The organism is Vibrio sp. YT-19(2023) (assembly GCF_033337395.1).
The window spans coordinates 1-759 of record NZ_JAWOQN010000404.1; the positions used below are offsets into that span (position 1 = coordinate 1).

General features: G+C 46.6%; 1 pseudogene. It reads left to right on the forward strand.

Features of this window, described 5'->3' with window-relative positions:
- Positions 1-759 (forward strand): annotated as a pseudogene (locus tag R7E78_RS26200) (class I tRNA ligase family protein); the annotation flags it as partial.

Sequence of the window (759 nt, forward strand, 5' to 3'; positions counted from 1 at the left end):
AGGCAAAAACGTAATGCAACCAATTGGTTGGGATGCGTTCGGTCTACCAGCAGAAAACGCAGCGGTGAAAAACAACACAGCTCCTGCGCCATGGACTTACGAAAACATCGAATACATGAAAAACCAGCTTAAATTGCTAGGTTTTGGCTAAGACTGGAATCGTGAATTCGCAACTTGTACGCCTGAGTACTACCGTTGGGAACAAGAGTTCTTCACTAAGCTTTACGAAAAAGGCCTAGTTTACAAGAAGACGTCTTCTGTTAACTGGTGTCCAAATGACCAAACCGTTCTTGCAAACGAACAGGTTGAAGACGGCTGCTGCTGGCGTTGTGACACTCCAGTAGAGCAAAAAGAGATCCCTCAGTGGTTCATCAAGATCACAGAATACGCGCAAGAGCTACTTGACGATCTAGACAAACTTGAAGGTTGGCCAGAAATGGTTAAGACCATGCAACGCAACTGGATTGGTCGCTCTGAAGGTGTGGAACTGAAGTTTGAAGGGAAAGGTCAACAAGACCTAGAAGTTTACACAACGCGTCCAGACACACTAATGGGTGTGACTTACGTTGGTATCGCAGCGGGTCACCCTCTAGCAACGCTAGCTGCAGAGAACAACCCAGAGCTTGCTGCATTCATCGAAGAATGTAAGAACACCAAAGTTGCTGAAGCTGAACTGGCGACAATGGAGAAGAAAGGTATGGCAACTGGCCTTACTGCTATTCATCCATTGAACGGTCGTGAAGTACCAGTTTACGTCGC